Source organism: Tessaracoccus zhenghani (assembly GCF_054552775.1).
This window is the reverse complement of sequence record NZ_CM137275.1, coordinates 666,559-688,088: the sequence shown is the minus strand read 5'-3', so window position 1 is coordinate 688,088 and position 21,530 is coordinate 666,559. Positions and strand designations below refer to the sequence as shown.

General features: G+C 62.7%; 22 protein-coding genes and 2 tRNA genes. 17 read left to right on the top strand and 7 right to left on the bottom strand.

Going from position 1 to position 21,530, the window contains the following annotated elements; all coding sequences use genetic code 11:
- Positions 1 to 19: 19 nt before the first annotated feature.
- Positions 20 to 748, bottom strand: a complete 729-nt coding sequence (locus ACX1DX_RS03295; RefSeq protein ID WP_292679905.1) for a GntR family transcriptional regulator — start codon at positions 746 to 748, stop codon at positions 20 to 22.
- Between the two features lie 163 nt (positions 749 to 911).
- Here ACX1DX_RS03295 and ACX1DX_RS03290 point away from each other — a divergent pair, with 163 nt between their 5' ends.
- From ACX1DX_RS03290 to ACX1DX_RS03265, 6 genes are all read left to right on the top strand, one after another.
- Positions 912 to 1,790, top strand: coding sequence for a class II fructose-bisphosphate aldolase (locus tag ACX1DX_RS03290; RefSeq protein ID WP_042540849.1), 879 nt, complete (start codon positions 912 to 914; stop codon positions 1,788 to 1,790).
- Positions 1,739 to 2,560, top strand: coding sequence for an HAD-IA family hydrolase (locus tag ACX1DX_RS03285; protein ID WP_042540851.1), 822 nt, complete (start codon positions 1,739 to 1,741; stop codon positions 2,558 to 2,560). Before ACX1DX_RS03290 ends, ACX1DX_RS03285 begins: the two co-directional genes overlap by 52 nt.
- An 18-nt stretch (positions 2,561 to 2,578) precedes the next feature.
- Positions 2,579 to 3,220 carry a dihydroxyacetone kinase subunit DhaL gene (dhaL, locus tag ACX1DX_RS03280; RefSeq protein WP_042540853.1) on the top strand — a complete coding sequence of 214 codons (642 nt, stop codon included), beginning with the start codon at positions 2,579 to 2,581 and terminating at the stop codon, positions 3,218 to 3,220.
- A gap of 50 nt (positions 3,221 to 3,270) precedes the next feature.
- Positions 3,271 to 4,266 carry a dihydroxyacetone kinase subunit DhaK gene (dhaK, locus tag ACX1DX_RS03275; protein ID WP_068751136.1) on the top strand — a complete coding sequence of 332 codons (996 nt, stop codon included), beginning with the start codon at positions 3,271 to 3,273 and terminating at the stop codon, positions 4,264 to 4,266.
- A gap of 191 nt (positions 4,267 to 4,457) precedes the next feature.
- Complete coding sequence (locus tag ACX1DX_RS03270; protein ID WP_345045600.1) at positions 4,458 to 5,177, top strand: MIP/aquaporin family protein; 720 nt, start codon at positions 4,458 to 4,460, stop codon at positions 5,175 to 5,177.
- Positions 5,178 to 5,310: 133 nt separating this feature from the next.
- Positions 5,311 to 5,730 (top strand): GlcG/HbpS family heme-binding protein, encoded by a 420-nt coding sequence (locus tag ACX1DX_RS03265; protein WP_042540859.1) that lies wholly within the window; start codon positions 5,311 to 5,313, stop codon positions 5,728 to 5,730.
- A 213-nt stretch (positions 5,731 to 5,943) separates the two neighbouring features.
- Here ACX1DX_RS03265 and ACX1DX_RS03260 read toward each other — a convergent pair whose 3' ends face one another.
- Together ACX1DX_RS03260 and ACX1DX_RS03255 are read right to left on the bottom strand one after the other, a co-directional pair.
- The gene (locus tag ACX1DX_RS03260; RefSeq protein ID WP_459398169.1) at positions 5,944 to 6,435 is read right to left on the bottom strand and encodes an IS5 family transposase; all 492 of its coding nucleotides are present in this window, start codon (positions 6,433 to 6,435) and stop codon (positions 5,944 to 5,946) included.
- A 7-nt stretch (positions 6,436 to 6,442) separates the two neighbouring features.
- Positions 6,443 to 6,838, bottom strand: a complete 396-nt coding sequence (locus ACX1DX_RS03255; protein ID WP_042540863.1) for a transposase — start codon at positions 6,836 to 6,838, stop codon at positions 6,443 to 6,445.
- A gap of 237 nt (positions 6,839 to 7,075) precedes the next feature.
- On the opposite strand from ACX1DX_RS03255, the gene ACX1DX_RS03250 reads away from it, so the two are divergent.
- From ACX1DX_RS03250 to ACX1DX_RS03240, 3 genes are read left to right on the top strand one after another with little or no spacing between them, the layout of a single operon-like run.
- Entirely contained in the window at positions 7,076 to 7,387 is a 312-nt protein-coding gene (locus tag ACX1DX_RS03250; protein ID WP_191719927.1) for a DUF6112 family protein, read from the top strand.
- Positions 7,388 to 7,421: 34 nt separating this feature from the next.
- Complete coding sequence (locus ACX1DX_RS03245) at positions 7,422 to 8,765, top strand: conjugal transfer protein TrbL (protein ID WP_459397647.1); 1,344 nt, start codon at positions 7,422 to 7,424, stop codon at positions 8,763 to 8,765.
- Positions 8,766 to 8,771: 6 nt separating this feature from the next.
- The gene (locus ACX1DX_RS03240; protein WP_459397646.1) at positions 8,772 to 10,238 is read left to right on the top strand and encodes an SCO6880 family protein; all 1,467 of its coding nucleotides are present in this window, start codon (positions 8,772 to 8,774) and stop codon (positions 10,236 to 10,238) included.
- Between the two features lie 121 nt (positions 10,239 to 10,359).
- Here the strand turns inward: ACX1DX_RS03240 and ACX1DX_RS03235 are convergent, their stop codons facing one another.
- Positions 10,360 to 13,431 (bottom strand): hypothetical protein, encoded by a 3,072-nt coding sequence (locus tag ACX1DX_RS03235; protein WP_459397645.1) that lies wholly within the window; start codon positions 13,429 to 13,431, stop codon positions 10,360 to 10,362.
- Between the two features lie 226 nt (positions 13,432 to 13,657).
- Positions 13,658 to 13,801 carry a hypothetical protein gene (locus ACX1DX_RS03230; RefSeq protein WP_459397644.1) on the bottom strand — a complete coding sequence of 48 codons (144 nt, stop codon included), beginning with the start codon at positions 13,799 to 13,801 and terminating at the stop codon, positions 13,658 to 13,660.
- 77 nt (positions 13,802 to 13,878) lie between these two features.
- On the opposite strand from ACX1DX_RS03230, the gene ACX1DX_RS03225 reads away from it, so the two are divergent.
- The 8 genes from ACX1DX_RS03225 (at position 13,879) to ACX1DX_RS03190 (ending at position 21,049) form a co-directional block, all read left to right on the top strand.
- Positions 13,879 to 14,661, top strand: coding sequence for a hypothetical protein (locus ACX1DX_RS03225; protein ID WP_459397643.1), 783 nt, complete (start codon positions 13,879 to 13,881; stop codon positions 14,659 to 14,661).
- 293 nt (positions 14,662 to 14,954) lie between these two features.
- Entirely contained in the window at positions 14,955 to 16,142 is a 1,188-nt protein-coding gene (locus ACX1DX_RS03220; protein ID WP_459397642.1) for a putative type IV secretion/conjugal transfer ATPase, read from the top strand.
- A gap of 35 nt (positions 16,143 to 16,177) precedes the next feature.
- On the top strand, positions 16,178 to 16,714 hold the full coding sequence (locus ACX1DX_RS03215) for a hypothetical protein (RefSeq protein WP_459397641.1): 537 nt from the start codon (positions 16,178 to 16,180) through the stop codon (positions 16,712 to 16,714).
- Positions 16,711 to 18,492: a type IV secretory system conjugative DNA transfer family protein gene (locus ACX1DX_RS03210; protein ID WP_459397640.1), complete on the top strand. Its 1,782-nt coding sequence runs from the start codon at positions 16,711 to 16,713 to the stop codon at positions 18,490 to 18,492. Before ACX1DX_RS03215 ends, ACX1DX_RS03210 begins: the two co-directional genes overlap by 4 nt.
- Positions 18,493 to 18,574: 82 nt before the next feature.
- A complete protein-coding gene (locus tag ACX1DX_RS03205) occupies positions 18,575 to 19,039 on the top strand; it encodes a single-stranded DNA-binding protein (protein ID WP_459397639.1) in 465 nt (154 codons plus the stop codon).
- 15 nt (positions 19,040 to 19,054) lie between these two features.
- On the top strand, positions 19,055 to 19,618 hold the full coding sequence (locus ACX1DX_RS03200) for a hypothetical protein (protein WP_459397638.1): 564 nt from the start codon (positions 19,055 to 19,057) through the stop codon (positions 19,616 to 19,618).
- A complete protein-coding gene (locus tag ACX1DX_RS03195; RefSeq protein ID WP_459397637.1) occupies positions 19,615 to 19,833 on the top strand; it encodes a helix-turn-helix transcriptional regulator in 219 nt (72 codons plus the stop codon). The genes ACX1DX_RS03200 and ACX1DX_RS03195 overlap by 4 nt, the downstream gene beginning before the upstream one ends.
- A 61-nt stretch (positions 19,834 to 19,894) precedes the next feature.
- Positions 19,895 to 21,049 carry a tyrosine-type recombinase/integrase gene (locus ACX1DX_RS03190; RefSeq protein WP_459397636.1) on the top strand — a complete coding sequence of 385 codons (1,155 nt, stop codon included), beginning with the start codon at positions 19,895 to 19,897 and terminating at the stop codon, positions 21,047 to 21,049.
- 196 nt (positions 21,050 to 21,245) lie between these two features.
- Here ACX1DX_RS03190 and ACX1DX_RS03185 read toward each other — a convergent pair.
- Both ACX1DX_RS03185 and ACX1DX_RS03180 read right to left on the bottom strand, forming a co-directional pair.
- Positions 21,246 to 21,319, bottom strand: a tRNA-Pro gene (locus ACX1DX_RS03185).
- A gap of 20 nt (positions 21,320 to 21,339) precedes the next feature.
- Positions 21,340 to 21,411, bottom strand: a tRNA-Pro gene (locus ACX1DX_RS03180).
- Positions 21,412 to 21,530 lie beyond the last annotated feature (119 nt).

Here is a 21,530-nt window from a genome sequence, read left to right as displayed (position 1 = left end):
GTCATCCACCACGGCGGGTTCACTCACGCTTGTAATCGAACTTCAGCCGCACCGTATCGCCGCGGAAGACGATGGTCGAGTACTCAAAGGCCGTCCCTGCCGGGTTCGTGATGACATCCGTCAACAGCAGTGCCGGGTCGCCCTTGCGCAGCTCCAGCAGCTTGGCGTCGGTTCCTTCGACGGCGATGACTTCCAGATCTTCGGAGACGCTCTTCATCGACAGATTGAATTTGTCTTCGAGAACCACGCACAGCTGCTCGTTGACGACATCCAGCTGATCCAGTCCCGGCGCGAGGCTCGCTGGCACGAAGGAGCGGTGGACGCTCAGAGGCTTCCCGTCTACCGTCCGCAGTCGTATGATGGCGATGACCTCGGCGCCCGCCGGCAGATTCAGGTGCTCACGCACTCTCGTCGGCGCGGGAACGCGCTCCGTAGAAATCAACGTCGTCGCGATGTCGTACCCGAGCACTTCGAGCTGCTCACGGATTCCTTTGTATGCAGGAGAGACCGCGTTGATCTTTTGCGGGGCGACGAACGTGCCCTTGCCGGCAACGCGGATGAGCAGACCATCACCCGCCAGTTTGTTGAGCACACCACGAATCGTCATGCGGCTCAGGCTGTACTCCCGGTTCAGCTCGTTCTCCGACGGGATGCGCTGCTCGGGTGCCCACTCACCACTGGCGATCTTCGCGTGAAAGATGTCCTCGAGCTGCTGATAGATCGGTGTCGCTGAGTCGCGCTCAATCACGGCCGTCATCTTTATGCCTCCAAAACTTTCCACATGATCTTACCTAGTCCGTCTTGTATAGAGTTGTATAGCCATGTACTCTGGACCAAAAGGACCGGAACGAAAGATGTTCTGGCCGGAGCTCGCTGAGGCAGAGCCTGACACAAGGAAGTGAGATCGGACTATGGCCGTATCAACTCGTCGTCTCACGACGGGAGCGCGGAAGCACGGATACGCGGTTCCCGCTGTGAACGTCTTCGACGAGATCAGCATGCGCGCGGTCATCGCCGCAGCCGAGGAGAAGGACTCGCCCCTGATTGTCCAGATCTCGACAAAGACTGTTCGCACCTCGGGGACCGCTTTCATCACGAGCCTTTTCCAGGCGCTCACGCGGCACACATCCGTGCCGGTCGCGCTCCACTTGGATCACTGCCCGGACCGTTCTGTCCTCTCTGACGTCATTGCCGCCGGGTGGTCATCGGTTCTCTTCGATGCTTCTGACCGTGATCTTGCTGACGCAGAGCGTGAGACGACGGAAGTCGTCAAGGAGGCTCACGCAGCGGGCGTCGACGTCGAATCCGAGATCGAGAACATCCTCGGGGTCGAAGACGGAGTCGGCAGCGACGAAGCCCACCACGCGTATACCGTCGACCAGCTCGCAGCCATCGCGGAGCGCACCGGTGCTGACCTGCTCGCCCCGCAGTTGGGCACGAGCCACGGCCTGTTCACGTCCAAGCCGACCCTTCTCCCTGAGCGCGCCCGCGAACTCGCGCACCTCACGGACAAGGGAATTGTTCTTCACGGGGGAACCGGCCTTGAGCCGGCCGACTTCCGCGCCTTCATCGACAATGGCGTCTCCAAGATCAACATCTCCACAGCCGTCAAGCACGCGTACATGCAGGCATCGGCGGAGCATCTCGATTGGGCGCGCGCCAACAACCATTGGGATCCGCCGAAGTTGGTGACTGCCATCGGTGATGCTGTCACCAGCGTCATCGGTGACCACATCGAATGGTTCGGCTCCGATGGCACGGCAGCCAAGGCGAAGGCCGCCAAGCCGTGACTCGCGCCTTGATCTTCGACTGCGACGGAGTGCTCGCAGACACCGAGCGCGACGGTCATCTGCCTGCGTTCAACGACACCTTCGCGCATTTCGATCTTCCCGTGCGTTGGTCCGAAGAGGACTATGCCGAGAAGGTGCGAATTGGCGGCGGTAAGGAGCGTCTCGCCTCGCTTCTCACCAGCGACTTCGTTGCATCGGCGAACCTGCCCACCGATGAGGCTGCGCAGATCGACCTCGTCAAGCAGTGGCATCGGTTCAAGACTGACCGCTACACGGCGAAGGTTCGAGCCGGCGAGATGCCGGGGCGGCCCGGAATCGCCCGAATCGTTAATGCCGCCCATGACGCAGGATGGCTGCTCGCCGTCGCATCCACGTCCGCCGAAGAATCGGTGCGCGCTGTGCTGGAACATGCGGTCGGCGAGGACGCGGCCTCCTGGTTCCGTGTCTACGCAGGAGATGTCGTCCCAGCGAAGAAGCCGGCACCGGACATCTACCTGCTCGCTCTGCGGGACTTGAGAATCGACGCAACGGACGCCGTCGTCGTCGAGGACAGTCAGAACGGGCTACGCGCCGCGGCTGCGGCAGGGATCGCCACCGTCGTGACGGTGTCCAGTTATACCGCCGATGAGGACTTCACCGAGGCGGCACTGGTCGTTGACAGCCTGGGCGACCAGCCGCAGACGCCAGCACACTTCCTTTCCAACCCGCGCGGCGTCGAGGAGACCGGCCAGGTCACTCTCGACACCCTCACCGCCCTCACCATCCGATAACCGAAGCCGAGGAACATCATGAGCAGCACCTTCAGCCAGGCGGGCGTCGCCCGCGTCGAGAGCGTCATCAAGCTCATCGCACAGACGTGCGTCGACAACGAGAAGTACTTCAGCGACCTGGACGCCGTCGCCGGCGACGGTGACTTCGGATACTCGCTCGCTCGCGGGTTCGAGAACGTCATCGCCGAGTGGGATGAGTACGACCGGTCGGTTCTCAGCACCTTCATTCAGAAGGTCGCGACAACGATGTCCGGCCGCATCGGCGGTACGTCCGGCCCGATCTGGGGCACCGCGTTCCTGCGCGCTGCGATCTCCGTGAAGGACAAGAACGACATCACCCAGGCCGATGTGGTCGCGATGCTCCGCTCAGCCATCGAGGGCATCATGAAGCGAGGTGGCGCATCCCTGGGAGACAAGACGCTGCTCGACGCTCTGGTCCCGCTCACCGACGCCATCGAGGCGGACCTCGGTAAGGGTCTGGACGGCAAGGCCGTGGCTCAGCACGCCGCTGAGGCCGCGCGCGCCGCCGCCGAAGAGACCGCGAAGCTCGAGGCACACCGCGGCCGAGCGTCCTACGCAGGTGAGCGCAGCATTGGCTCCCCTGACCCCGGCGCCATCGCGATAGCGGTGCTCAGCGAGCGCGTCGCCGAGGCCTGGTAACGACTTACCCTCCCTCCATTACCCATCCAACACAAAGAAGTGAGAACACAATGAAGAAGTTCATCAACGACCCGAAGGCGTTCGTCCCGGAGATGCTGAAGGGCCTGGCCCTGGCGAACCCCGACACGCTCACGTACGACCCGAAGTACAACCTCATCGTCCGCGCCGATGCGCCCAACAACGACAAGGTCTCTATCATCCAGGGCTCCGGCTCCGGCCACGAGCCCGCACACGTGATGATTGTCGGCAAGGGCATGCTGGACGCCGCCTGCCCCGGTGACGTGTTCGCCGCCCCGCCCACCGATTTCGTCGTCGAGGCCGCACGCCGCGTCAAGAGCGACAAGGGTGTGCTGCTGCTGGTGAACAACTACACCGGCGACAAGATGGCATTCGAAATGGCAGAAGAGCTCGCTGCCGCAGAGGGCATCAAGGTGCGCACCCTCTTCATCGACGACGACGTCGCGGTGAAGGACTCGCTGTACACCATCGGTCGCCGCGGCGTCGCCGGCAACTTCTTCGTCATCAAGGCCGTCGGCGCTGCCGCTGAGGCCGGCAAGGACCTCGACGAGATCGTCCGGATCGGCGAGAAGGTCAACGCCGTCACCCGCACCATGGGCGTGGCGCTCACCGCCTGCACCCCGCCCGCCAAGGGCGAGCCGCTGTTCGAGATCGGCGACGACGAGATCGAAGTCGGCATCGGTATCCACGGTGAGCCCGGCCGTGCACGTCAGAAGTGGGTCCCGGCGAACGAGATCGTCGACCTGCTTCTGGAGCCCATCGTGAGCGACATCCCCTACAGCAGCGGCGATGACGTCGCGCTGATGGTGAACGGTCTCGGTGGCACCCCCATCAGCGAGCTGTACCTTCTGTACGGCATCGCACACGAGAAGCTCGCGGCCCAGGGAATCACCCCAACCCGTAGCTATGTCGGCGAGTACTGCACCTCGCTGGACATGGCGGGCGCGTCCATCACGCTTGTCAAGCTTGACGACGAGATTCGCGAACTTCTCGAGGCTCCCGCGGAGATCCCGATCCGCACCTTCTGAGGAGCCCCCCGCTGTTCGGCGTAGGTCACGCTGCGCCGCACAGTCCCGTACCGAGCGCGCCCGGGTAGACCGCGATTGACCTTCCACCTTCTACCCGGGCGCCGCCCCCTCGCACCACCATCTGTGACCACGCGCACCCGAGCGCGTGGTGTGACCTGCGCGGACGCAGACGTCCGCGGAAAGGAAACACCATGGACCTCGGATTGATCTTCCTCTCCGAAACGGTCGGAACGGCCCTGCTACTTCTGCTGGGTTGCGGAGTCGTCGCCAACGTCTCCCTCATCAAGAGCAAGGGTCTCGGATCAGGATTCCTCGCGGTCAGCATCGGTTGGGGTCTCGCCGTCTTCGCTGGAGTCACGGCATCGTACTCCTCGGGCTCGCACCTCAACCCGGCCGTCAGCATCGCCCTGCTGATCCTCGGAAACATCACATTCGTGCAGTTCCTCGTCTACATTGCCGCTCAGCTCGTCGGTGCCATGCTCGGAGCGCTCCTGGTCTGGATCACATACCGGCGCCACTTCGACGAAGAGCCCGACCCCGCCACGAAGCTCGGCGTCTTCTCGACCGGTCCTGCCATCCGTGCCTACGGCTCCAACCTCGTCACGGAGGTCATCGGAACGTTCGTCCTCGTGTTCGGCATCCTCGCCTTCACCAATGGAGGCACCCCCGCGGAACTCGGCGCCCTGCCCGTCGCCTTCCTGGTCATCGGTATCGGTATCAGCCTCGGCGGCCCCACCGGTTACGCCATCAACCCCGCGCGCGACCTCGGGCCTCGCATCATTCACGCCATCCTCCCCATCAAGGGCAAGGGCACCTCCGACTGGGCGTACTCCTGGGTGCCCGTGGCCGGCCCGCTCATCGGAGGCGCGCTCGCCGCCGCGCTCTCCATCGCACTGCTTCCCGTCGCCTGACGGGAACTTTCAACCCCTCGGCCGGCCCATGTCTGTCAGGCCTTCATCGGGGCCGGCCGAGGCTCCACCCCAGTCGTCGCTCACGCGACGCCTAACACCCGCAACAACTGACCTTCAATGAAGAGGAGACACCATGTCGAACCCCAAGATCCAGGACACCATCACCCTTGAGGACGCTCGCCGCGTCATCGATGCCGCCATCGCGCGCGCTGAGGAGATCGGACAGCCCCAGGACATCGCCGTCGTGGACGCCGGAGGCAACCTCAAGGCACACGTGCGGATGGATACTGCGAACATCGGCAGCATCCACATCGCCATCAACAAGGCGTACACGTCCATCGCTTTCCAGACCCAGACCAAGGACCTCACCGAGGCAACGCGCCCGACGGGCGACCTGTACGGACTCAACGACGCTCACGGTGGCCGTATCGTCGTGTTCCCCGGGGGCATTCCGCTGGTCCGCGACGGCGTCATCGTCGGAGCCATCGGAGTGTCCACCGGTAGCATCGAGGAAGACCAGACTGTGGCTGAGGCCGGAGCCGCCGCACTCTGACTTCGGACCGCACGAGCTGGCGCCGATCCCTGATGAGCGGTGTCCGATCTCACGAGAACCTCAACTCCACCCAGCCGTCAGCACAAGACGGCCAGCAACGCTAGTCAATCGGGGTAGCGTCGGTCGCCTCCCACAGCTCGCCAGCCGGGAGTACGGCGTCTTCCAACGGTGCCGCCCGCACGCCCACGAACCCCGCGCCTGCATCGACACCGACTAGGGCGTGTCTGACATTGCCTTTGTCCAGGCGATGACGGCGTTGAGGACCACGGCAGCGCGGTAGATGACGGCGTGTTTGTCGAAGCGGGTGGCGAGGCCGCGCCATTGCTTGGTGTGGCAATAGCGGCGCTCGATCACATTGCGGTTCTTGTAGTCGGCGGCGTCAAGCCCGACCGGCCTGCCGCCGCGTGACCCGCGACGCTTGCGATGCCCCTTCTGATCGTCGGGTTCGGGGATCACCGCCTTGATCCCGCGAGAGCGGAGGTGCCCGCGGATCGCGCGTGATGAGTACGCCTTGTCACCGCGGACCGCGTCCGGACGAGTTCGCGGCCGGCCAACGTCCCGGTCAACGCGCAGCTGCGCCATGAGCGGCAGGAACATCGGGGAGTCGCCGGCCTGCCCCGGCGTGATCAGCGTGACCAGTGGCAGCCCGTTGCCGTCGACGAGTTGATGGATCTTCGTCGACAGCCCGCCGCGGGAGCGGCCGATGCCATGATCAGGCGGCTCGATCAGCAGATTCGTGTAGTTCGACCCAGCCCCCTGTGGTGCGAGTCGTGTTCGTCGCGTGCTGATGCGCGCGGGCGACGGTCGAGTCCACCGACAGCGACCAATCGATCAACCCCGCCGCGTCGGCCGCGGCGGTCAGCTTCGCCTGCACCTTGTCCCAGGTACCGGCGGCGGCCATCCGGTGATGCCACGTCCACACCGTCTGCCACGGCCCGAACACCTCGGGTAAGTCCCGCCACGCGATCCCGCACCGGTACCGGTAGATGATCGCCTCGACCATCAGCCTCGCGTCAGAGAACTTCCGCCCCGGCCGCCCGGTCGGACGCGGCAACATGTCCTCGATCAACGACCACTGAGCATCCGAGAGCAACCGAAACCTAGACACGCGTCGAGACTCTCAGCCTGAGCCGTCAACCTTTGTCAGACACGCCCTAGGAGCCCCCTGACTCACATTCCGAGTCACTCGACATGTGATCGCAGCACCGCCTCGGACCCAATGACTCTCATCCGGCGAGAGGGCATGACTGCACAAAGCATCAACCGGCAGGAGCCGGTGGCACACCTCTGAGGTGACCATGTTTCGTCTGCCGCCGACGGCGGTGTTCATGCCAAAGGAGCCACCGTGTTCGAACTCATCACGACCATCGCCTCAGCCCTGCCGATGGACATCGACATCACCCCGAATGATTCGGGGCTGCCGGGGATTGCGCAGCTGCGCACGATCGTCGGCGCCGTCATGACGATCGGCCTGATTCTCTCCGTGCTCGCGCTCATCATCTCGGCGATCGTCTGGGGATTCGGGTCGAACTCCTCCAACCCACACCTCGCCTCTCGCGGCAAGCTCGGCGTACTCATCTCCTGCGGTGCCGCCGTCATCTGCGGCGCCTCAGTGACGCTCATCAACTTCTTCTGGAACGTCGGACAGCAGGTCTGAGACCCACCCATCCATCACTTCCCGGAGGCCTGCGATGAGTGTCTGCGATATTCCTGTCATTTCCAACGTGTGTGATGCCGTCGGTGAAGGTGCCGCGACACTCGTGTCGGCGCCATTCGACTGGCTCGCCTCCACGATGGGGCAAGCTGCCGGATGGCTCATCGAAGCCATGTGGATCGTCTTCGACAGCACAACCCTCGTGGACGTCCAATCCCCGGGCTACCTGAACGTTTACAACCTGCTCTTCGGCATCGGTGTCTTCATCGTTCTCCTGTTCTTCTGCTTCCAGCTGATCCTCGGCCTCATCCGACGCGAACCCGCGGCTCTTGCCCGCGCAGCCCTCGGCGCCGCCAAAGCTGTTCTGGGGTCGTTCGTCGTCATTACGTTGACGGCGACGGCTCTTGAGATCGTGGATCAGCTGTGCATTGGGGTTGTTCAGGCCGCAGGAGAAACCACCGCCACCATGGGCGACAAGATCGCGCTCCTCACCGCGGGACTCACAACAATCAACATCGCTGCTCCCGGGGTCGGTGCGATCGTCACGATCTTCCTCGCCGGACTCATGATCTGTGCTGTCGCTATCGTGTGGTTCTCGCTCCTGATTCGCAAGGCCCTGCTGCTCGTCGCAATCGTGCTCGCGCCCATCGCGTTCGCTGGGGCGGCATGGGACGTCACCCGCGGATGGATCGGGAAATGGGCGGCGTTCGTGGTCGCGCTCATCATCTCCAAGCTCGTACTCGTCGTCGTGTTCCTCATTGCGATCACGCAGGTCTCGACCCCGATCGAGGCCGATCTGTCGGCCGTCACTGAACCGATCTCAGGAATCGTGCTGCTGTTCATCGCAGCCTTTGCGCCGTACATGGTCTACCGATTCATTTCGTTCCTCGGCTTCGATCTTTACCACGCGATGGGAAGCGAGCAGGAAGCGAAGAGCGCCGTGAACCGACCGGTGCCTGTGCCGTCGAAGCCTCAGAGCGACGGAGTGAAGAAAGTTCTCGACGGTGGCTCCGGTGGTGGCGGGACATCCAAAGCCGCTCCAGCAGCAACCGCTTCACCCAGCACGTCTGCTTCAGGTGGGGCGACGTCCGGCGGATCAGCTGCCGGAGCGGGCGCGGGAGCCAGTGCAGGTGCCGGTGGCGCTGCCGCAGCTGCTGGCCCCGCAGCGGCAGCGGTCATTGGCGCGAAGGTCATCAAAGCTGCCGCTATTGCGGGACCCCAGCTCGGAGGCGCTGTAGGTAGCACGGCCGAAACTGCGGCTGCCGGTGCAGGTGGTTCGGGTGCGGCTGCACCCGAACCTCATTCCACGCCTCAGCCTCCCGCACCGCGATCAGATCCAGCACCACCCAGAACCCAGCAGCCACGATCTGGGAAGGAATAGCTGACCATGCCAAAGGACTACGACGATCAACGAGCCGGGGACCTCATTCCGGTGAAATTCTCCCGACTGACACGAAGGGGAATCCTGCTCGGACTATCCCTCTCACAGCTGGTCGCGCTCGGAATTGGTGTGACCACGCTTGTGTGGGCCTTCTATGCCGGAGGCGGCATGCTCATCGCGTTCTCGGCACCCGTATGGCTCTGTGCCGCGGCCGTGGTGTGGATCCGGATCGCTGGACGTCCGATCGTCGAATGGATTCCCGTTGCCTTCTGGTGGATGTGGAAAACCACCGGCGGACAGTTGCTCTACCGGCGGCGTGTTGTGAAGCCGCGACCTGCGGGCTCACTCGCGCTACCCGGCGACATGGCACGACTGCGCGAGTACGACGACCCGATCACCGGCGCCGGAATGGTTCATGACCCAACCGCCAGTACCCTCACGGCCATCGTTGCGGTCTCGCACCCAGCATTCGCGCTCCTCGATCCCGGCGAGCAGGAACGGCGTGTCTCCTCTTGGGGGCGTGTGCTCGCGACCGTGTGCAGATCCGGGCGCCTCTCAATGCTGCAAGTGCTTGAGCGCACCCTCCCGGACTCCGGGACAGGACTCGCTGAATGGTGGGCATCGCACGGCAACGCAGATGGCTCGTGGGCCTCGACGACGTATGCCGAACTCATCGACCGCGCAGGACCCGCTGGAGAACGCCACGCCACCACGCTCTCCCTCTCGCTCGACATGCAGACAGCGGCACGACAGATCCGCACTGCCGGTGGCGGAATCCGTGGCGCTGCTGCTGTCCTTCGCCAAGAGATGTCCACGCTCATCGCCGCGCTGCGCTCAGCCGACCTCGCACCGTCATCGTGGTTGACGTGCGGCGAGATCGCCGTCATCCTGCGTTCGGCATACGACCCGGCAGTCGCCGCGACACTTGAACGGCACGGCGAACTCGGCCAGTCGCTCGCCACCGCAGGGCCGGTTGCAGTGAACGAATCCTGGTCCCGGCTGCGCACAGACTCGGCCTTCCACGCGGTGTTATGGATCTCAGAGTGGCCGCGGTCGATGGTCTACCCAGGCTTCTTGGCACCTGTGCTCCTGTCGACCGGGACACAGCGCTCCTTCTCGCTGCTCTGCACACCGATGCGGTCCGACCAGGCAGCACGTGACATCAGGAAGAAGAAGACGGAGTACATCTCAGACGCAGCTCAGCGTCAGCGCATCGGCCAGATAGAGGATGCCTCGCAGATGGCTGAGTTTCAGGACGTTCTCCAGCAGGAAGCTGACCTCACGGCTGGGCACGGCGTCCTGCGCTACACCGGACTCATCTCAGTGTCCGCACGAACCGTTGATGACCTCGACGCCGCCGTCTCCGCGATCGAGCAAGCCGCCATTCAAGCGTCCTGCGAGACGCGACTCCTTGTCGGACAGCAGGCCCAAGCGTTCACCGCCGCGGCCCTGCCGCTGTGTCGTTCGGTTTGAGCATTTCAAAACACTCGAAATTAACAAGCACTCATATCTCATCGAGAGGCAGCTGGCGTATTTCAGTGTGTACAGGTTTTGGTTTAGCTGCGTTCACCCTGTACTGCGAGGCGGTTGCCCGTTACTCCGTTGGACGCGGGGATACTGCCGCCGTCGCAGCAGGGAGCAGGTCTACGTGTGGTGTGTCGTCAATTGCGAACCGATACCGCCAGTTGAGCAGCTTCCGCAGAGCGATGTCACCCGATCTGCGGGTGGGAGTACGAAGCCCCCAACTTTGAGCAACCTGCACAACAACCATTTGAAGGTAGATCTCGAACTGGCTACCGAAGACATCGTCAAGTGGGACCAACATGTCCGTTTCGGACTCAACCGCGAGAAAGACCTCCCGCAGTTCTTCTGCGTTCTCTTCGGTTGGGATCATGTCGCGTGCGGCAATTCGTTGATTGCCTACGATCAGAGTCAAAGCCATGAGGATTTGCCAGTCAAGCCAGCCGTCAGCCTGGAGTTCGGATATCCATGCGCTGTAACGAGGATCCGCAACTACTCGAGCAAGCGTCACCGCGACTGCACTCGCGCTCACCGAGTATCGTCGATCAATAGCCTCCAGCGATTCTGTTAATACGTACCCAGGGCCTTCAGCTGTACCTGCGGGAAGCCCGCTCGCCGACAATTGCTCGTCTTGAGCTCGGGTGAGAAAACCAGGGTGCCGGGCTAGCGCTTCATAGTGCCCGTCTTCGAGGATGCCAGCCACTTCCTCGTACGGTCGCCCGATCGACGTCTTGTTGACCAGACCGTCTACAAAGAGCTCATCTATGGCCGAGACCAGCTCAGGGCGTGGGCGCAGGTGGACTACATCGACAAGCTGCAGTGCGAGACCCATGACGTACTGACTTCGGCCCGCGGGTTCATCACCCGCCGGTTCCATCAACATGGTGAGTCGGATCGCGGGTCCGCTCATGTCGTACTCAATCGGGTCGGATTCAGACATACTTGTTTCCGATAGTGTCAGCTCTACCTCGACATGCACCGGCGCGAGGACCAGATCGAAGCGGACCAGCTCTGCCAGGATTACTTGAAGTGCTGCGCATAGAGACTCCGCGGCGAGGACGGTGGATCGATCGTTCGGAAATTTCAGCACCCAACTGACCCCGAACGTTGAGAATCGAATCTGACGGGAAGGTCCGGTATCGTGCAAGATCACGCCCGAGTGGTCCTCGCCAAGTTGATCGATTGTCAGAGGTGCCTCTTGCTGTTCCTCGGCAACATCTGCGATGAAACGGACTCGTTCATCCCAGCCGGTGAACTCAAAGTATGAAACAAAGTGCTCTTGCAGCGACGGCCACAGTTGTCGTATCGCAGCGAGCTCCCGGCCCGCATTTATCTCGGCGTGGACGAAGCCACCATCGTTCTCGTAGTCGAACGGATCTGCGTCGAGCGCGTGGCGGGCAACAAGTGCAACATGTCCGATGGCGGAGGCATCCATCCAAGCGCCAGCGCGCTGCATGTATCCCATCGATTCAAGCAATGCGACTGGTGCCTGTGCTCGCACATCGCGTTTTGGGCTTTGGTTCGCTAAAGCAGCAGCCGTGCACGCATACAACTTCGCTGCATAGTCAAGGCCTAATTTGGAATAAGTCTCCGCGAGGATCCTCATCACGAGAACTGAACCGTACATCCCTTCGCCGTTGAACCAAGCGAGTTTGGCATCGTGGAGGTCCTGAAGTGCTTCGAGGGGACGACCGGCCTCGAGAAATGCGATCGCGCGGTCTCGGCAACGCTCCGCTTTGGCGTTTGCGCCCTCAACCTGCGCTACCGCTTCGTCCAGGGCGTCTCGAACAGATCGATAAGCGGCAAAGCTCTGGAGCATCGGCGCAAAAAGCTGGAACAGTTCTGCAATTGGGGTGGCGTAGAAGCCGCGCGCTCGCGCTAAGAGTCCAACCAACTGTTCGAGATGCCGCATTGCACTTTCCAGCTCGAACACCTGGGGCGTCACTCGGAATCCCCCGCTCAGATCGAGATCGTTAAGGTCTTGACCCATAACAGGGTCAATCTCTGCGCGGGTGGGCGCGCCAAGCACTCGCTGAACCAGTTCAGCGTTCGGAACCAGCTCAAGCCTCACGAGCGACGATATGAGGGAAGCGCCACGGACGGGGTACTCGGCCAGGTCTAGATCTTGGAGTAGGTCGTCCACGTGAGTCTTGAGCGTCGTGACTACAGCGTCGAGGTCTTCGGCATGAATGTCAGCGACCCCCGCCCCCCACGAGCCACCCCAGTAGCTCACAAGAATGACCGCGTCTGAGACTACTTCGGTCGCATCCGACGTCGTCGCGTAATTGACCGCACGCCGCATGAGGTCTTCCACTCCGCGCAAGGTACCTAACCCACGAAGTGTTGCAACCGCGATCTCATAGCAGGCTCGGAACGTGATGTCGTCGTCATGCCCGTCGTCTCGTGTGGTTTCGAGGAAGGGGCGCATATACGTGATCCACTCCGGCAGGTCGCCGCTCTCCCGCTGTTCAAATGTGGCGTGCCGGATGCCCCGTGCGACCGCGCCTTGAATTCCTGGTAACAGAGCTTCTGGGCCATCACTCGCGCGAAACCGTCTCAACGAACTCGTGTACCACTCCGGAGAAGGGTCCGTGCCGATTGGTGGCGCCATCGAGTTTGGAACGTCGAGGTAGTGGGCCGCGATCCAGAATAGGTCGGGCTCTGCCAAGAGGACGGCGATCTGTGCGCCAGAAAAGACATCAAGCGCGATATTGTGTTGCTCGCGGGCTTCCCTTTGTAGCGTATGAACCGTCCCCGCCGGGATGGATTCGACGCTGAAGAATGCGACTCGATCGACAGGGGCCGCATTGGGAGAACAGATGCCGTTGACGTCGGCCGCGACCTTTGCCTTCAAGCGATCCCGCTGTGTGGTGCACGCGATCACAACCGACTCACTGTTCAAAGGAGCCCCTACGTCTGTGCGCGAGGGGACCTCCTCCGGGATGCGCGTAAAGTACGACTCTCCGTCGCGTTGCTGATCGCCGCCAGCGCTCACCGGCCCATTCGGGAGGAGAATGTTGGAGCTAATTCGACGGCGCGCTACTCGGACCGCGATCTCCTCAAACTCATGATGCGCGTTCCGAGCCGACAGTTGCGACAGCTGATAGGCGATGAAGGCTTCGAGCGCAGGAACAGAAACGGACATGGCCAATTGTCTCAGCTGGCTGATCTGAGACGGGAATGGCTCGTCCGCTTGTCGCACTGACTGTTCAATGGGTCAGAGCGGAACGTTGGGCCCAACCGTGCGTTTGCGGCCGATCTGTGGGGACTGGGGTGAACTTGCAGCCAGTCCCCACGGGCATGATCTGCCGCGCACGGACCCTCCTCGACAAGCGAGAACTCCCGAGGTTCTGGGGTTTCGAGGTAGCAGATCAGTGGGCGATCCCGGGAATCGAACCGATGACGTCGACCGCGCGAACGAAGCGCGCGCTGCCCTTGAGGCTGCCATCCGCATCGAAGAGATTCTCGTAGAGGCCACTGCCCTTCTTGTCCCAGGAATGAGGACCGACGAACATCGCCCGATCTACGCAGGAGGATCACCGAGTGCACCTCTCCAGTATTCAGGTCCAAATCTCAGCTGAGGGAGAGTGCCATGCCCACGTTCCACGATGCCGGCGCCGACGCCACGGAAGCATCCGAAGCGTTGCGCGGTCTCGCACACGCGACACGAACGTTCGAGGATCCGCAGGATCTGTATGGCGTTCTCGGCGACCTTCTCTCAGGAGTGCGGTCGCTCAAGCAGGTTCTCGATCAACTCGCTGCAGCCCACGTCAAGAATCACCCTCGCGCGTTTGACGACCACGATGATCACTCCATCGGATCCAAGGATGCATTGGCAGCCGCCGACGAACTTCACCAGGCGGCGACCCTGATCGACCAAGCAGAGGAACGGCTCGACGCCGCAGCGGGTGTGGCGAGTCGCGTTGCTTGGCACGAAGTTCCAGCCACCGAAGCACCGGCTGTCGCTCGTTGGATCAGTGTCGTCTTCATGCAAGGTCAAGAGGCGGGAGACGTGCTGGACATGATCGACGCCGACGGTGCTCCCGCCGGGCTCAACCATCTGAAGTACTGGGATTACGGCGACGAGACAACCAGCGCAGCGATGGAGAACGGATACGTCTACGACGCGCCGCCGAGCGGGCCGCTTGAGCATGAACTGCGCGACGGTGATTACCACCTCGCCTACAGTCACGCGTTAGCGCACGTCGCGCTCTACCGAATCCACGCGGTGGACACGGTAGATCAACTGCCAGATGACGCTCGAAGTCTCGCTGCTCCGTCGGCACCGAGCCGGGCTCGCGAGTCGCAGCGAGTGTCTTGGTTTGAGCCTGCCAGCATCACCGCGGTCAGGCAGCAGCGAGGTCTAGGACTATGAGCCACGATGATACCGAGCGCCTGCACGCTTCGGTCCTCGTCGCTCCAGCATCCGAGAAGCGGCGCGTGCGTAAGCAGCGCCGTCGGGCCGCCGCGAAGTTACAAGCGGAGCAACTGAGGGCTGAGCATCAGGCGTCCCGCACAAAGTACGCCGCCGAGTTGGCTGAGCGTCGGGCAACCACATACATTTCGGCAGCTGGCGAACCAGGACCAGCGGAGCTGCGTTCGCCTGGGAGGCTTCGCCTGCCACGACATCAAGACACTTCGGCAACCCTTGCTGGTGCATACCCATTCTTGGCTGAAGGCGGGCTCGGCTCCGACGGAGTCTTCGTTGGCCAAGACCTGTACTCCGGCGGTTCCTTCGTCTACGACCCATGGGTGCTCTATGCGCGCGGCATCATCACCGCTCCGAACGTCGTACTCGCGGGCATTGTCGGCTCCGGAAAGTCCAGCTTGGCCAAGAGCCTCTACACACGATCGATTCCGTTCGGTCGTCGCGTCTACGTCCCCGGTGATCCAAAGGGCGAGCACACTGCGGTCGCCGAAGCAGTGGGCGGTCGGGCGATCGTGCTCGGTCATGGGCTTGCCGCTCGGCTGAATCCGCTCGACGAAGGCTATCGGCCCGCCGGAATGAGCGATGAACGCTGGGCATCGACGGTCGGGGCACGACGGCGCGACCTGATCGGCGCACTCGCCGAGACGGTTCTGACGCGACCGCTCACGCCTTTGGAGCACACGGCGATCGACACTTCTCTGACCGAGGTCGTGCGTAGCAACGATGTTCCGATCCTGCCGATGATTGTCGAGCACATACTCAGCCCGACAGCGCAGGCGGACCCGGATGGGCGCCTCGCCGAAGACGGACGCCTCGTTGGGCACGCCCTGCGGCGCCTTGTCGCAGGTGACCTCGCAGGGCTCTTCGATGGCCCGTCGACCGTGAGATTCGATCCGACGCTACCGATGATCTCGCTTGACCTATCGAGAGTGACAGAGAACTCGACCCTGACCTCGGTCCTCATGACTTGTTCGTCGGCCTGGATGGAATCCGCGCTACTCGACCCCAACGGCGGTCAGCGCTGGTGCATCTACGACGAGGCCTGGCGCCTTATGTCTCATCCGGCGTTGTTGCGCCGGATGGATGCGCACTGGCGGCTCGCTCGCCACTATGGGATCGCAAACATGCTGATCTTCCACAAACTGACCGACTTGGAGAACGTCGGTGACCAGGGTTCCGCGATGCGAGCCCTGGCAAGCAGCCTTCTCGCCAACGCCGAAACGCGAATCATCTATCGGCAGGAATCGGATCAGCTCGGCGCCACTGCAAGAGCGCTCGGCCTGACCGGGACCGAACAGAAGCTGCTACCGGGTCTCGGTGTCGGCCAGGGGCTGTGGCGCATCAAGGATCGCTCTTTCGTCTGCCAGCACCAGCTGCACCCCAACGAGCTTGAACTCTTCGACACCACCAGCCGCATGACCAGCTGAATGAGGGACTGGGTGCCGACGCACACCTCTGTGGCATGAGCAATCGCAATAGCCCTGCGCAAAATCCACCCGGATCGCCCATCGCCCTCCCGCTCGCAGTCATCACCGTCAGCGAGCGCGGCACCATGGACGTCAGCTACAACGGACGCGACTTCACGCCCCCAACGCCGGGCGGCACTTGGAGCCGGGCACAGTTTGGTGATCTTCTTGACGCGATATCCGACCACCGTACTCGCACGATCCGAGTTGAAGTGCACGAGTTCGATGGCTCGGTGTTCACCGACATCGTCCACGCAGCGCGACGAGACCAAGCCATCGCAAACGCTCAGCCGCCCAGCACTATGCGGCGAGCGCGGCACCGCCCAACACATCAGCTCATCGAGGTCACCGGGTTCGGATTCATCCCCGGCGAGGACGTTACTGTCGCACTGTCAGTTTCCAGTGCTGAAGGATCCGCTGACGGGAGCGCTCGTGCGGTCATCGACGTGAGCCAACTCGTCGATCACAAGTCGGAGATCTTGCTCATCGGGCGTGTCTCCGGCGTTATCGTCGCCGAACGATTGCCATCGTGAGCACTCCACACGGTCAGGGGCGTGGTCTCGGTGATGAGTTAACCAACTTTCTGATGATCGCGCTGGTCGCAGTCTTCGGCGTCGCCGTCGTCTTACGTGCCGCAGGTTCCATTGCGGCATTTCTCGCTGGCTCTGGGCAGCCCCACTCAGGGATTGCTGGTGGAGTCGGCGTGCTGTTCAACCCGACGAGACCGGCCGAGGTGCTGCAGGCAACTGGGCTGAATACGATCCTCTACTGGTCGATTGCAGTACTACTGCTCCTGGTGCTCGGTGGTGCTATCGGGTGGGCTTGGGTCCGTTGGCGTCGACATTCGCGCAACGTCGATACCGATCCACGGCAGCTTGCCGGAACTGCCAGCAGTCATGAGGTCGTAACGAGCGCGTCTGCGAAGGCGCTCCTGCGCCGGGCTGTGACGCTGCGCCCTTCGCTGGATCAGCCAAAGCCCGAGGACGTGGGCTACCTGCTCGGGCGCTCGCACGGCAAGCAGGTATGGGCCAGCGTCGAAGACTCGATTCTCCTCATCGGTCCGCCACGTTCGGGCAAGGGTCTGCACATTGTGATCCCGGCGATTCTTGATGCACCGGGTGCAGTCGTGACGACGTCCACCCGGCCCGACGATTTGACGGCAACGATGCGGGCACGCGAGCGGATCGGCCCCGTCGCTGTCTTCGATCCACAGCATCTTGCTGAAGGCGTCCCCGCCGGGCTGCGGTGGTCGCCTATTCGGGGCTGCGAGGACCCGTTGACCGCGATGATCCGCGCGACCGGCCTTGCCGCGGCCACCGAGCTATCCGCTGGCGGTGTCGAAGGCGGAGGGTTCTGGGAGGGAAAGACACGCATCGCTCTGCAGGCGCTCCTTCACGCGGCCGCGCTTGATCATCGAAGTCCGGCTGAGCTGTTTCGATGGACTCTCGACCCGTCAGCAGCCGCCGAGGCTGTCGCCATCCTGACGGGCTCACCGTTGGCTGCCACGGGCTGGGCAGATTCGCTGGACGCAACGCTCGACGCCGACCCGCGCACACGTGACAGCATCTGGCAGGGCGTTTCGCTCGCACTGTCAGCGCTCGCCGACCCCAGAGTGCTGGATGCTGTCAGCCCGGCAGAAGGCGAGCAGTTCGATCCCGAGAGCTTCATCCGCGACCGTGGCACGCTGTATCTTCTGGCGACCGGCATTGGGGCCGGGAACAGCGCAGCTCTCGTCGCAGCATTCGTCGAAGACCTCGTTGAGACCGCCCGTCGCATGGCTGCTCGATCACCCGGCGCACGGCTCGACCCACCGCTGCTGTTTGCGCTCGACGAAATCGGAAACCTCGCGCCACTACCTTCGCTGCCCACACTCATGGCGGAAGGTGGCGGCACCGGCATCACAACGATGCCGGTGCTTCAATCCCTTGCCCAGGCACGGGACAAATGGTCAGAGCACAAAGCGGCAGCGATCTGGGACGCCAGTATCGCGAAGATCATCCTTGGCGGTGCCTCGAACTCGCGAGACCTTCAAGACCTCTCCACGCTGATCGGCGAACGAGACGAGTTCGCCGACTCCGTCACTCTCGGCGACCATGGCTCGCGCTCCAACCAGCGTTCCATCCGTCGCGTACCGATCTTGCCGCCCGACCGCATTCGCACATTGCCGTTTGGAACAGGGATCATTTTGCTCCGATCCGCTCCACCGATCATCACTGACCTCCACCCCTGGCCTAAGCGCTCCGATGGTGAACAGCTCAAAGCAGATCGTGCGGCGGTTGAATCGCTGTTGGGACGCCCTGCAGCGCAATGATCCGCACTGGGGCGCGGCGCGCACCTGTCTGCTGCAGTGGCCACCACATCGGATGGCCGCCCCAACAGATCAAGGAGTCGTCATGTCCATCGACACCCAACAAGCCATCACAGGATTCATCGCGACCGAGCCCCGTCTGACCTACACCGACGACGGTACCGCGCGGTTCTACGCGCGAATCGGCATAGAGCATTCGCGGCAGGACCCAGACGGAAGCTTCACGCAGCTCGACCCGTCATTCCACGACATGAGCGCCTTCCGGCGCGCAGCCGAAGAAGGAGTCTCGCGATTCCACAAAGGAGACAAGTTCATCGCCACCGGGCGCGTGCGCGAGTACAGCTATGAGAAGGACGGTCAGACTGTCGCAGCCGAGGAGTTCATCGTCTCCCGCTTCGGTCACGACGTTGCACGCACCCAATACGAGGTCGATCGCGGACCTCATCGCGACAGCAACATGCGCGAGGCGACTGGTCGTGATGCCTCCCCTTTTGAAGCACCTGCCCGAGCGCGAGCGCAGTCAGATGCTGCTCCTGCGGTCAGCATCTGAGTAGGAGCGGTCATCGTGACTGACTTCATCCCCAGCCCCGAAGCACACGAAGGGCACGACGCGGATGACTACGACGAATCGCTGGTCGCTGAACCACCGCATCCGATCAACTGGAATCTCCTCACCGCGAACGACGCGGAGGTCGAGTGGCTGGAACTGAATCGCTGGATCGACTGGCTCCGCCGCACGTACGGACTCCCGGCCGCAGTGATCCCGCCGTACTGGCATCGTCACCCTGAACTTGTGTGGGAGCTGTCCGCGCTGCATCTGCACTGGCTGTGCGCCTACGATCCCAACCAAAACGGATCCGCACCGCTGGGGTGGCATCGCGACTTTGCGGATGCTCGCCTCCGCCTCCGGGACTGGGTAGCTACTTCCGGGACTCGACTCGATCGTGATCGCCCCACACGGCAAGCCACCTGGCCCGGGGAAGAGCCGCCCACCCCCTCCGAAGAAGCGATGATCACCGACCGGGAATCCGACTTTGTCGAGTTCGTCGTTGATGACGTTCAGCGTCGTAAAGCGGCTGAGGACGAGTTCTACCGTTCGCTCGGCGATCGTCCGCAGGAGGAGTCATGAGCAACGCGGCAGAAGCGACTGCGCCAGTCTCGCCATTGCTGGATAGTCGAGAGGTCGCCTCGTACTTGAAGGTCTCCGAATCGACATTGTCTCGATGGCGCTCCGCAGAGACCGGGCCACCATTCATCAAGCTCGGCGGTATCGCCCGATACCGGCTCGAAGCAATCGACCAATGGCTGCAGAACTTAGAGCCGCACCATGGCCCGCCCAACTGAGCCAATGCCAGAGTCCTCACCCCGCCCGGTGCCGCCGATCGGGGTGAGGATTTCCACGGACATGGAACGACGCTCCTACGGGATTCGAGCGCGGGCACGCTGGACCGATCCGCTCACCAAGCAGCGCGTGATCCGTACCGAGATCGTGAAGGACGAGGCAACCGCACGGGCATTCTTCGAAACGCTCCGGAATTCTTCGGTCAAGGGAATGGACGTCTCCATGACGCTCCTGGAGTTCTTCACCTCGATCGGCGATCGATGGGCACGCGGCCTCGATATGACCTCCACCGGCGACAACTACCGATACGGTCTTCGGCTCCGAGTACTCCCGGCGCTCGGCCACCTGCCCGTCACGCAAATCACCGCTGGAATGATCGACCGCACGATCGATGACTGGGAGAAGCAGTACGGCGCATCGACGATCAAGAACACCATCGCCCCACTCGTGCGGGTACTCGACGAAGCCGTTCGCGACGGTCTGATCACAATCAATCCCGCCAAACACCGTGCGAAGCGGAGTCTCCATCGAAACGCCTTCCGAGTTCAACCGGCCGAAGATGCTGCCCCGCGCGCGCACGCGATCCCTGACCTGCAGAAGCTGAACCAGCTCGCCTCCGCCTGCGGCGCCGTCCATCAGTCCTATTCAGACTTCGTGATGCTCGCAGCTCTGCTTGCAGCACGTTCTTCCGAAGTCTCCGGACTCCAAGTCGGGGACGTGGACTTCACAAAGAACCTCGTCATCATCAGACGACAAGTCTTCCCCGGCAGGGGCGGCCTCATCACCAAACCAACCAAGAGCCGCCAAGAGCGTCGCGTGCCGATTCTCGACCCACTCCGGCCGGTCCTGAAAAGACTCTGCGCGTTCAAGCAATCGGACGCACCACTCCTCGTCGGTCCACGTGGCGGTTTCCTCACGACGGCCACCGTTCGCGATGCGACCAGTTGGGATCAGGTTGTTGCTGACCTCGGCCTGCCGAACCTCACCCGACACGGTCTCCGACACACCGGCGCCACCTGGCTCGCCGACGCCGGGGTTCCCCTCCATGTCCTCCAAGAGATCCTCGGACACGCCTCAATCGAGACCACTCGCGGCTACCTCCACCCCGATGACCGCCACCTCGCCTCCGCCGCGGAACAAGCCAACGCCTTCCTCAGCAGAGACACTCCTCGGGATCCATCGCGACGACCGCGGCAGGGCACGGGCCGCGGGCTGTGACCCGCTCCGTCGCCGGTATTAACCGTTCTGGTCCCCTTTTGGTCCCCTTATCCACAGACAGAGCGTCGCAGCGGAGTCTGTCATCCACAGGTCGACCACGCCAACCTGCCCAGGGGGACCAGAGGGGGACCAGAGAAAACGACATTCAGAAACAACAAATCCCTGATGAAAATTGCTTCTCATCAGGGATTTTCTGTCGGGCTGACAGGATTTGAACCTGCGACCCCCTGACCCCCAGTCAGGTGCGCTACCAAGCTGCGCCACAGCCCGTGGCATGGATTTTCAGTTGTTCGGGCCGACCAGAGCGGGGTAAACCCACTTAACCCCCAGTCAAGTGCGCTACCAAGCTGCGCTACAGCCCGCCGCTGCCGTGAGGCAACTCGGATAGCTTAGCGCCTCTCGCCGGAGTGCGCACATCGAGGCCTTCCCGCTGCGAAATGGGTGCGGGATCTTGACGAGTTGCGCTTCGGTTCATACGGGG

Coding starts and splice junctions, on each gene's coding strand:
- ACX1DX_RS03290 (WP_042540849.1), top strand. CDS start 912: ATGGCCGTATCAACTCGTCGTCTCACGACGGGAGCGCGGAAGCACGGA.
- ACX1DX_RS03285 (WP_042540851.1), top strand. CDS start 1,739: ATGGTTCGGCTCCGATGGCACGGCAGCCAAGGCGAAGGCCGCCAAGCC.
- dhaL (WP_042540853.1), top strand. CDS start 2,579: ATGAGCAGCACCTTCAGCCAGGCGGGCGTCGCCCGCGTCGAGAGCGTC.
- dhaK (WP_068751136.1), top strand. CDS start 3,271: ATGAAGAAGTTCATCAACGACCCGAAGGCGTTCGTCCCGGAGATGCTG.
- ACX1DX_RS03270 (WP_345045600.1), top strand. CDS start 4,458: ATGGACCTCGGATTGATCTTCCTCTCCGAAACGGTCGGAACGGCCCTG.
- ACX1DX_RS03265 (WP_042540859.1), top strand. CDS start 5,311: ATGTCGAACCCCAAGATCCAGGACACCATCACCCTTGAGGACGCTCGC.
- ACX1DX_RS03245 (WP_459397647.1), top strand. CDS start 7,422: ATGAGTGTCTGCGATATTCCTGTCATTTCCAACGTGTGTGATGCCGTC.
- ACX1DX_RS03240 (WP_459397646.1), top strand. CDS start 8,772: ATGCCAAAGGACTACGACGATCAACGAGCCGGGGACCTCATTCCGGTG.
- ACX1DX_RS03235 (WP_459397645.1), bottom strand. CDS start 13,431: ATGTCCGTTTCTGTTCCTGCGCTCGAAGCCTTCATCGCCTATCAGCTG.
- ACX1DX_RS03230 (WP_459397644.1), bottom strand. CDS start 13,801: ATGTTCGTCGGTCCTCATTCCTGGGACAAGAAGGGCAGTGGCCTCTAC.
- ACX1DX_RS03225 (WP_459397643.1), top strand. CDS start 13,879: ATGCCCACGTTCCACGATGCCGGCGCCGACGCCACGGAAGCATCCGAA.
- ACX1DX_RS03215 (WP_459397641.1), top strand. CDS start 16,178: ATGAGCAATCGCAATAGCCCTGCGCAAAATCCACCCGGATCGCCCATC.
- ACX1DX_RS03205 (WP_459397639.1), top strand. CDS start 18,575: ATGTCCATCGACACCCAACAAGCCATCACAGGATTCATCGCGACCGAG.
- ACX1DX_RS03195 (WP_459397637.1), top strand. CDS start 19,615: ATGAGCAACGCGGCAGAAGCGACTGCGCCAGTCTCGCCATTGCTGGAT.
- ACX1DX_RS03190 (WP_459397636.1), top strand. CDS start 19,895: ATGGAACGACGCTCCTACGGGATTCGAGCGCGGGCACGCTGGACCGAT.